The sequence below is a fragment of the Mesorhizobium sp. M4B.F.Ca.ET.089.01.1.1 genome, from assembly GCF_004022605.1.
In the GTDB taxonomy this organism is placed as follows: Bacteria; Pseudomonadota; Alphaproteobacteria; order Rhizobiales; family Rhizobiaceae; genus Mesorhizobium; species Mesorhizobium abyssinicae.
The window spans coordinates 1-7,933 of sequence record NZ_RZOS01000265.1; the positions used below are offsets into that span (position 1 = coordinate 1).

A 7,933-nucleotide genomic window follows, 5' to 3' on the forward strand; every position below is an offset into this window, starting at 1 on the left:
AAGATGCTCCGGTCTCTCGTCCGCCACCGCACCTGCTGCAATAGCAGAGTCGGCAAGGGACAAGTTACAAGGATGCCGGCAGGCAGGTGAGGGGCAGCACCAAGCTTGCGAGATTGCCGCCTGGTATCGACGACGACGAACGCCAGCAGCACGGCCAATCACGGCCGTCAGCGCCCCCCCTCATCCGCCCTTCGGGCACCTTCTCCCCGTGAACGGGGTGAAGGAAAACCTACGGCTTGATGAACACCTTGCCGTTCGGTTTGGCGAGCTCCCCCGCCGCGCGGCCGATCGCCTCTTCCAGCGGCACCACCGCCGTCACATCCGTCGACCAGCGGCCGTCGGAAAAGCGCTTCTGCGCCTCCATGACCGCCGGACCCATCCGGTCGCGGTGCTCGCGCATCCATTCGGCGAGCCAGAAGCCTTCGATATGCTTGTGCTGGAAGATCAGCTGGCCCGGCTCGCGGATGACCGTCAGCTCGGCGTCGAGCCGGCCATAGACGATCCAGCGCGAGCGCTTCGGCATGGCGTTGAAGATGGCCGAGGCCAGCGGCCCGGTGACCGCGTCGAGGAAGATGCGCGGCTGCTCTGCCTTTATCACTTCGCGCAGCCTGGCCTCGAAATCCGGCGCCTTCTCGTTGAGCACATGGGCGGCGCCGACTTCCTTGAGCAGCGCGATCTGCTCGTCGCGGCGCACGGTGACGATCGGCTTGTAGCCCTCTTCCTTGGCGAGGCCCGCTATCAGCTTGCAGAGCTGGCTGGCGCCAGCTGTCATGATGAAGGCCTTCTCGCCATCCTGCTTGACGATGTCGAACATGGCGAGCGCGGTGAGCGGGTTGACGATCATCGCCGCCGCATCCTCGTCGCGCACCGTGTCGAGCAGCGGGATGCAGGACGCCGCTTCCGCGACCGCATAGTCGGCCCAGGCGCCCCAGTTCGACAGGCCGGTGGCGAAGGCGACGCGCTTGCCGGCCAGACCCGTTGCGTAGGGCTCGCCGCCGGTCGCGGCAACGATGCCGACGCCCTCGAAGCCGGCCGGCCGGCCCTTGACCCGCGGCTGGCCGTACTGGCCCTTGATGAAGGCGACGTCGGACGGGTTGATCGAAGCCAGGCTGACCTTGATCAGCACCTGGCTGGGTCCAGGCGTCGGCACCGCTATCAAGCCTTGCTCGAGATAGGGCTCCATCGTCTCAAGCGCGCTGCCGGATGGCGTCTTGGTGTAGCCGTCGCCGGTCAGCAGCAGCGCCTTCATTTCGGATGGGAGGGTCATCAGGGATACTCCTTGCTTGTCGCAGAGCAGTGACTGGCCAAGCCTCGCGCTCAGACCTTCTCCTGCGTGTATTTCTTCAGCTCGGTTCGCGCCACCTGCCGGCGGTGCACGGCGTCGGGCCCGTCGGCGAGGCGCAGCGTGCGCAAATGCGTCCACGAGCGCGCCAGCGGCGTGTCCTGGCTGATGCCTTGCGCGCCGAACATCTGCACCGCCTCGTCGGTGACCTTGAGCGCGACGCGCGGCGCCACGACCTTGATCTGGCTGATCCAGGGCGCGGCGGCGCGGGCGTCGCCCTGGTCGATCATCCATGCCGCCTTGAGGCAGAGCAGCCTCGCCATCTCGATCTCCATGCGGCATTCGGCGATGGTGTCGAAATTGGCGCCGAGTTTCGCCAGGGGCTGGCCGAAGGCCTCGCGGCGCACCGAGCGCTGGCACAGCATCTCCAGCGCCATCTCGGCCTGGCCGATGGCGCGCATGCAGTGATGGATGCGGCCCGGTCCCAGCCGCCCCTGCGCGATCTCGAAGCCCCTGCCCTCGCCGAGGATCAGGTTCGACGCCGGCACGACCACATTGTCGAACCTGAGATGCATGTGGCCGTGCGGCGCATCGTCGTCGCCATAGACCTGCATGGCCCTGAGCTTGGTCACGCCCTTCGCATCGGAAGGCACCAGGATCATCGAATGCTGGCGATGACGCGGATCGTCGCCGGAGCCTGTCCTGACCATCACGATGTAGATGGCGCAGCGCGGATCGCCGGCGCCGGACGCCCACCATTTCTCGCCGTTGAGCACATAATCGTCGCCGCGCCGCTCGCAGCGCATCGAAATGTTGGTGGCGTCGGAGGAGGCGACGTCCGGCTCGGTCATCAGATAGGCCGAGCGGATCCTGCCGTCGAGCAGCGGCTCCAGCCATTGTTGCTTGTGCTCCGCCGAGCCGTAGCGCTCCAGCACCTCCATATTGCCGGTGTCGGGCGCCGAGCAGTTGAAGGTCTCGGCTCCCAGATGCGCCTTGCCCATCTCCTCCGCCAGATAGGCGTATTCGACCGTGGAGAGGCCATAGCCGCGCTCGGAACCGGTCAGCCAGAAGTTCCACAGCCCGCGTTCCCGGGCGGTCTTCTTGAGGCCCTCGAGGATTTCGGTCTGCCGCGCCGTGTAGACCCAGCGGTCGCCGTCCTTGCCGATCTCGGCCAGGAACTCCTCGCCGAGCGGCGCGATCTCGTCGCGCACCATCGCCGCGACGCGCGCGTGGATCGGCTTCAGCCGCTCGGTCATGCCGAGATTCATGTCCGCCATCGCTTCCGATCCTTTCGGAGATGCCTCTTTACCCGTGGCAAGGATGACCGTACTTCGGCTAGCCTTGTCAACGCGAGTCCCCAGGCGAGTCCCTTGGCCTCGGCCTGCGGCGAGATTGCGGAGGAGCGCCATGAGCTATCTGGACGAGCTGTTCTCAGTCGCCGGCAAGACCGCGCTGGTCACGGGTGCCGCGACCGGCATCGGCCGCATGGCGGCGACCGCCCTGGTCAGGGCCGGCGCCAGCGTCATGATCGCCTCCCGCAAGGGCGAGGACTGCATCAAGGTCGCGAGCGAAATCAACGCCCTCGGCGGCCCGGGGCATGCCGAGGGCTTTGCCGGCGACGTCTCCAGCGAAGCCGGCATCGCCGCGCTCGTCGCCGAGGTAAAGGCGCGGACGGAGCGGCTGCACATTCTGGTCAACAATGCGGGCATCTCCTGGGGGGCGCCGCTGGAAGAGTTCCCCTACCACGCCTGGGCAAGGTGTTCGGCGTCAACGTCACCGCTGTCTTCCATCTGACGCGCGAGCTGCTGCCGCTGCTCGACGCCGCCGCCAGCGAGACGGATCCGGCCCGGGTGATCAATCTGGGTTCGGTGATGGGCACGCAGCCGCTTGCCGATGATGCCTATTCCTACACCGCCTCCAAGGCCGCGGTTCATCACCTGACGCGCACGCTGGCGATCGAGTTGGCTGCCCGCCGCATCACCGTCAACGCCTTCGCCCCCGGTCCCTTCCAGAGCCGGATGACCGCCTTTGCCACCGGAACCGAGGAACAGGCGAAACATGTCGGCGGCCATGTTCCGATCGGCCGCATCGGCATGCCGGATGACATTGCCGGCGCAACGCTCTATTTGTGCAGCCGTGCGGGCAGCTATGTCACCGGCGCCATCCTGCCGATCGACGGCGGCCAGTCGGTGCAGCATGGGCTGACCCTGTTCAAGGAATGAATGTCCGACCGGAACGCCGGCGGGGGTGAAGTGGAGGACATCAGCGTGGAACCGATCAGTCTCGATGTGCTTCTGGCCAGCGTCGGCAAGGAAGTCGGCGTGTCGCCCTGGCGCGTGGTCACGCAGCGCATGATCGACCAGTTCGCCGACGCCACCGACGACCACCAGTTCATCCACTGCGATCCGGACCGCGCCAGCCGCGAGACGCCGTTCGGCGGCACCATCGCGCATGGCTTCCTGTCGCTGTCGCTGCTCTCGGCGATGACCTTCGAGACCATGCCGCCGCTCGAAAACAGCAAGATGGGCGTCAACCACGGCTTCGATTCGCTGCGCTTTTTGGCGCCGGTAAAGACCGGCGCGCGCATCCGCACCCGTTTCGTGCTCGCCGACGTCAAGGTCAGGCCCTCGGGCTGGGTGCAGACGGCGCATGACGTGACCATCGAGATCGAGGGCTCGAAGAAGCCGGCGCTGACCGCGCGCTGGCTGACCCTGACGCTGATCGAGCGCCAGCCCGAGACCGCATGAACGACCTGAACGCGCTCGATCAGGCGGCGCTTGCGCCCTATCTCGAGGCGCATATCCCGGGTTTTGGCGGGCTTTCCGCCATCGAGAAGTTCAAGTCCGGACAATCGAACCCGACCTATCTTCTGACCGCGGCAAGCGGCCGCTACGTGCTGCGCGCCAAGCCGCCGGGCCAGTTGCTGAAATCCGCGCATCAGGTCGATCGCGAGTTCCGGGTGATGAAGGCGCTTGCCGCCACCGCCGTGCCGGTGCCGCGCATGCTGCACCTGTCCGGCGAGGACTCGCCCATCGGCCGCATGTTCTATGTCATGGAGTTCCTCGACGGCCGCATCTTCTGGGACCCGTCGCTGCCGGAGGCATCCGGGAACGAGGATCGCGCCGCCATCTACGATGCCATGAACGCAACGCTGGCCGCCTTGCACGATGTCGACGTCGAAGCTGTCGGGCTTGTGGATTTCGGCAAGTCCGGCAGCTATTTCGAACGCCAGTTCGGCCGCTGGACCAGCCAATACCGCGCCTCCGAAACCGGCAAGGTGGCGGATATGGACCGGCTGATCGCCTGGCTGGAGACGCACATGCCGGCCGATGATGGCCGCGTCTCGCTGGTGCATGGCGACTACCGGCTGGACAACATGATCTTCGCAGCCAGCGAGCCGCAAGTGATTGCGGTGCTCGACTGGGAGCTGTCGACGCTCGGCCACCCCTTCGCCGACATCGCCTATCAATGCATGCAATGGCGCCTGCCGCATGCATCGGGCTTTCGCGGCCTCGGCGGCGTCGACCGCGCTAGGCTTGGCCTGCCGTCCGAGGAAGCCTATGTCGACGCCTATTGCCGGCGGCGCGAGATTGCCGGCATCGGCAACTGGAGCTTTTTCCTCGCCTTCTCCTTCTTCCGGCTGGCGGCGATCTGCCAGGGCGTCTATCGGCGCGCGCTGGACGGCAACGCCTCCAATCCGGAGAAGGCCAGGACCTATGGCGAGGCGGTAAAGCTGCTTGCCGCGCTCGCGGTGGACCTGATCGACAACAAGATTTGACATTGGGAGAACTGAGCGATGGGCCGTTTCGATGGAGCGACGGTGCTGATCACCGGTGCGACCGGCGGCCTCGGCCGCGGCGCGGCAAACGCCTTCGCCGCCGAAGGTGCGCGGCTGGTCCTATCGGATCTCGACGAGGCTGCGCTACGCGATTTCGCCGCGACGCTTGATGTCGAGTCGACAATCCTCGCCGGCAACATCGCCGACGAGAAACTCTCCGAGGATCTCGTCGCGCTGGCGGTGAAGAAGTACGGCCGGCTCGATATTGCCGTCAACAATGCCGGCATCGTCCATTCCTTCGTGCGCCTGCCGCAGGTGGTGTCGGACGAGGCGCGCCGGGTGCTGGAGGTCGACCTGCTCGGCGTTTTCTACGCCATGAAGCATCAGATCCCGCAGATGGAACGGCAGTTCAAGGCAAGCGGCGAGGGCGGCGTCATCGTCAACGTCGCCTCTGTCGCCGGCCTGTCCGGCGCGCCCAAGCTGTCGGTCTATGCCGCCGCCAAGCATGGCGTTGTCGGCCTGACGCGCTCGGCCGCTGCCGAATATGCCACCAAGGGCGTGCGCATCAACGCAGTCTGTCCCGCGCATACCAGGACCGCGATGGTGGACGGCTTCGTCCGCGCCAGTGGCTCCCCGGAAGCCGAGGCGATTGCCGAACTCACGCGCGGCGTGCCGATGAAGCGGGCCGGCGAGGTTGACGAGATCACAACGGGGATCCTGTTTCTTGCCGATCCCGCCAACTCCTTCATGACCGGCCATGCGCTGGCGCTCGACGGCGGCATCGGCGCCATCTAGGGCAGGCCGCCCAAAGCGATTTTCCGTCCGGAATTGCGTTGGAACAAAGGGTTAGGGCGGACGTTGGGGAACCTGCCACGCACTTGTTCGTTTCCGTACAGCGTATATAATTTAACAAGGCAACCAACCAACGAAGGCAGGCAAACCTTGCCGTTGAGCGTCCAGACACGCCGCGAAAAACAGAAAGCAGAGCTGCGCTCCGAACTCGTCGAAGCGGCCCACAAGCTCGTTCAGGAAGAAGGCTATGAGGGCCTGACCATCCGCAAGCTGGCCAAGCGGGTCGGCTACGCGCCGATGTCGGTCTATTCCTACTTCGCCGACAAGCAGGACATCCTGTTCGCGCTGGCCGAGGACGCCTTCGAGACGCTGGCGCGGCGCATCGAGGCGCACCCCGCCGACGATCCGATCGAGGCCCTGCAGGCGGTGATGACCGAGTACGCCGCCTTCGGCCTCGGCAATCCCAACGAATACCGCACCGTTTTCATGACCGAAAAGACCCGGCTGCCGGAAGGCCGCAGCTACGAGGACATGGAAGAGGGCAATCCGGCGATGAAGGTGCTGATCAGCAGGGTAGAGGCCTGCGTCGCCGCCGGCAAGCTCAAGGGCGACCCGCGCGCCATCGCCACCATGCTGTGGGCGGTCGGCCACGGCACGATCTCGCTCTTGATCACCTTTCCGTTCTATCCGTTCGGCGACCCGGAGGCTTTCGTGAAGCGGATGTGCGATTTCACGCTTGCCTCGCTTTCGACGCAGGACGTGCCGCCGCTGACCGAGACGCCAGTCAACTGCTGACTGGAGCAATTCCGCCCAGCGGTTTTGGGCCGGAATTGCGCAGGAGCGAACCCCCGGCTTTTACCGTCCGATCTGGCCGAGCGTCGCGCCGTGCGACATTTTCGTATTTTCAGAAAATTTGACCGTACATGTACAATTTCTCACTTGAACTCCCACTCCTCCGGACGTATATGTACGTCGTATCGTACATGTACGAAAAAGGTTGACCGGAGAAAGATGATGAAAAAGACAATCCTCGCTCTCGCTACCGTCCTGGCTTTCTCGGGCGCCGCTTTCGCCGGCACCAGCCATCAGGCCAAGCAGGCTCCTGCCGCGGCTTGCGTCCAGACCAACGCCAATGTGAAGCTCGATTGCGGCACGACCGGCTCGGTCGAAAAGACCGGCGCGACGACCAAGACCGACGCCGCCAAGGGCCAGCGTCTGGGCATCGAAATCGATCCGTGGATCGTGCCCAGCACGTTCTAAGGCGGTTCGAACGCCACGAAATACTCAAAGGGCGGCAGGATATCCTGACCGCCCTTTTTGCTGGCCTTCTTACCTGCGTGGCTTGCGCCCCGGCACCGTCTTGGCCTTGCCAGGTCTTGCGGGGCCGCCCGGAATGGAGGTCGAGGTGATCGACACCGGATCGCTGGCCGGGAACGTGTCCTCGAGACCTTCCTCGAGTTCCTCTTCCTCGACCTCGTGTGTTCGTTCGTGCTCGAGCGAGCGGACGGCCGCCGTCTTCCTTGGCGGTGGCTTCGGCGCGGATTTCGACGGCATCGGCATTCTCCCTCGACACGCTGCCGCAAAACGGCGTGGCGTGGCGATGGTTCCTGTCCTCACGCCGCCGCGTCGCTCGCCGCTTCCGACAGCAGAGTAAAGACATAGTCCGAGAACGAACGCCAGCATTCGACCCGGAAGGCATCCGCCGCCGTGCGCAGCAGCACGATCTCGGCCTTGCCGAGGATGGTGCGCGAAGCCGCCCCGACCGGGAACGCGTCAAGAGAGAGATCCTGCGGGCAGCCGGAGTTGACGGTCACGGCGGCCGCCGGGCCGGTGACGGAAAACGCGACGTTGCGGTGCGAGATGCCAACCGCCGAATGCAGCGCCGTCACCTTGGCGCAGTCGGCGAGCGGATCCTTGCCCGCCTCGTCGATCACCAGCCATTCGTCCGGTCCGAGCCAGAGCGCCGTGCGCCCGGCCTTGGCCGCCGAGGTCTTCGGCTTTGTCGGCAAGCTCACGCCGAGCGCCTTCGAAAGCGCGGTCAGCGAAGCCTCCGGCGCGCGTACCGAAATGCGCTCGGCCGG

9 protein-coding genes and 1 pseudogene are annotated in these 7,933 nt (G+C 65.5%); 6 read left to right on the forward strand and 4 right to left on the reverse strand.

What is annotated here, in order from left to right:
- Nucleotides 1–229: 229 nt before the first annotated feature.
- Entirely contained in the window at nt 230–1,267 is a 1,038-nt protein-coding gene (locus EN780_RS22045; RefSeq protein ID WP_128275316.1) for a zinc-binding dehydrogenase, read from the reverse strand.
- A 50-nt stretch (nt 1,268–1,317) separates the two neighbouring features.
- Nucleotides 1,318–2,559: an acyl-CoA dehydrogenase family protein gene (locus EN780_RS22050; RefSeq protein WP_128275317.1), complete on the reverse strand. Its 1,242-nt coding sequence runs from the start codon at nt 2,557–2,559 to the stop codon at nt 1,318–1,320.
- Nucleotides 2,560–2,689: 130 nt separating this feature from the next.
- Here EN780_RS22050 and EN780_RS22055 point away from each other — a divergent pair.
- The 6 genes and pseudogenes from EN780_RS22055 to EN780_RS22080 all read left to right on the forward strand — a co-directional run bounded on the left by EN780_RS22055 (nt 2,690) and on the right by EN780_RS22080 (nt 7,112).
- Nucleotides 2,690–3,504 (forward strand): annotated as a pseudogene (locus EN780_RS22055) (SDR family oxidoreductase).
- Entirely contained in the window at nt 3,505–4,029 is a 525-nt protein-coding gene (locus tag EN780_RS22060; protein WP_281015710.1) for a MaoC family dehydratase, read from the forward strand. It abuts the pseudogene before it with no gap.
- Nucleotides 4,026–5,060, forward strand: a complete 1,035-nt coding sequence (locus EN780_RS22065; protein ID WP_128275318.1) for a phosphotransferase — start codon at nt 4,026–4,028, stop codon at nt 5,058–5,060. The genes EN780_RS22060 and EN780_RS22065 overlap by 4 nt, the downstream gene beginning before the upstream one ends.
- 18 nt (nt 5,061–5,078) lie before the next feature.
- On the forward strand, nt 5,079–5,855 hold the full coding sequence (locus EN780_RS22070) for an SDR family oxidoreductase (protein WP_128275319.1): 777 nt from the start codon (nt 5,079–5,081) through the stop codon (nt 5,853–5,855).
- 147 nt (nt 5,856–6,002) lie between these two features.
- A complete protein-coding gene (locus EN780_RS22075) occupies nt 6,003–6,647 on the forward strand; it encodes a TetR/AcrR family transcriptional regulator (protein WP_127286102.1) in 645 nt (214 codons plus the stop codon).
- A gap of 219 nt (nt 6,648–6,866) precedes the next feature.
- Nucleotides 6,867–7,112, forward strand: a complete 246-nt coding sequence (locus EN780_RS22080; protein WP_127286101.1) for a DUF680 domain-containing protein — start codon at nt 6,867–6,869, stop codon at nt 7,110–7,112.
- Nucleotides 7,113–7,181: 69 nt separating this feature from the next.
- On the opposite strand, the gene EN780_RS22085 is transcribed toward EN780_RS22080, so the two are convergent.
- Both EN780_RS22085 and EN780_RS22090 read right to left on the reverse strand, forming a co-directional pair.
- Nucleotides 7,182–7,406 (reverse strand): hypothetical protein, encoded by a 225-nt coding sequence (locus EN780_RS22085; protein ID WP_127308945.1) that lies wholly within the window; start codon nt 7,404–7,406, stop codon nt 7,182–7,184.
- A 59-nt stretch (nt 7,407–7,465) separates the two neighbouring features.
- A partial coding sequence (locus EN780_RS22090; protein WP_245500063.1) for a sarcosine oxidase subunit gamma occupies nt 7,466–7,933 on the reverse strand: 468 nt, incomplete at its 5' end.

Bases quoted from the DNA above. Each gene is read 5' to 3' on its own strand.
- EN780_RS22045 (WP_128275316.1), bottom strand. From the start codon at position 1,267: ATGACCCTCCCATCCGAAATGAAGGCGCTGCTGCTGACCGGCGACGGC.
- EN780_RS22050 (WP_128275317.1), bottom strand. From the start codon at position 2,559: ATGGCGGACATGAATCTCGGCATGACCGAGCGGCTGAAGCCGATCCAC.
- EN780_RS22060 (WP_281015710.1), top strand. From the start codon at position 3,505: ATGTCCGACCGGAACGCCGGCGGGGGTGAAGTGGAGGACATCAGCGTG.
- EN780_RS22065 (WP_128275318.1), top strand. From the start codon at position 4,026: ATGAACGACCTGAACGCGCTCGATCAGGCGGCGCTTGCGCCCTATCTC.
- EN780_RS22070 (WP_128275319.1), top strand. From the start codon at position 5,079: ATGGGCCGTTTCGATGGAGCGACGGTGCTGATCACCGGTGCGACCGGC.
- EN780_RS22080 (WP_127286101.1), top strand. From the start codon at position 6,867: ATGAAAAAGACAATCCTCGCTCTCGCTACCGTCCTGGCTTTCTCGGGC.
- EN780_RS22085 (WP_127308945.1), bottom strand. From the start codon at position 7,406: ATGCCGTCGAAATCCGCGCCGAAGCCACCGCCAAGGAAGACGGCGGCC.